The organism is Patulibacter ginsengiterrae (genome assembly GCF_056269115.1).
Genome location: NZ_JBWDOG010000046.1, coordinates 1 through 650 on the forward strand (window position 1 = coordinate 1; position 650 = coordinate 650).

2 rRNA genes are annotated in these 650 nt (G+C 46.5%); both read right to left on the bottom strand.

Features of this window, described 5'->3' with window-relative positions:
- Nucleotides 1-22: 22 nt before the first annotated feature.
- Nucleotides 23-137, bottom strand: a 5S ribosomal RNA gene (gene rrf / locus ACVUH9_RS22215).
- Between the two features lie 175 nt (nucleotides 138-312).
- A 23S ribosomal RNA gene (locus ACVUH9_RS22220) occupies nucleotides 313-650 on the bottom strand; the annotation flags it as partial.

Genomic DNA, 650 nt, shown 5'->3' on the forward strand with positions numbered 1-650 from the left:
GGAGGGGGATTTAGAATTAATGAGCTGGCGATGACTTACTCTCACATGGGAAACCCCACACTACCATCAGCGCTAAGAGGTTTCACTTCTGAGTTCGGGAAGGGATCAGGTGGTTCACTCTTGCTATTGTCGCCAGCACAACTGTTTATGACTATTCGTTGGGTCTAACCTCAGAGCAGTGCTCTTCGTGCCTAACTTTCATCAAATGAGTTATTAACAGGTATATTTGAGTTGGATATTTTATCTAGCTTTATAACTAAATCAAGTTGTTTGCAGTGATTTGAACCACAACACCAACTGTTTGGGTGTTGTATAGTCAAGCCTCACGAGCAATTAGTATTGGTCAGCTTCACATATCACTATGCTTCCACATCCAACCTATCAACGTCGTAGTCTTCAACGGCTCTTTAGAGGACATAAAGTCCTAGGGAAATCTTATCTTGAGGTAGGCTTCCCGCTTAGATGCTTTCAGCGGTTATCCCTTCCGAACATAGCTACCCGGCGATGCGACTGGCGTCACAACCGGTACACCAGAGGTTCGTCCACTCTGGTCCTCTCGTACTAGGAGCAGATCCTCTCAAATTTCCAACGCCCACGGTAGATAGGGACCGAACTGTCTCACGACGTTCTAAACCCAGCTCGCGTACCTC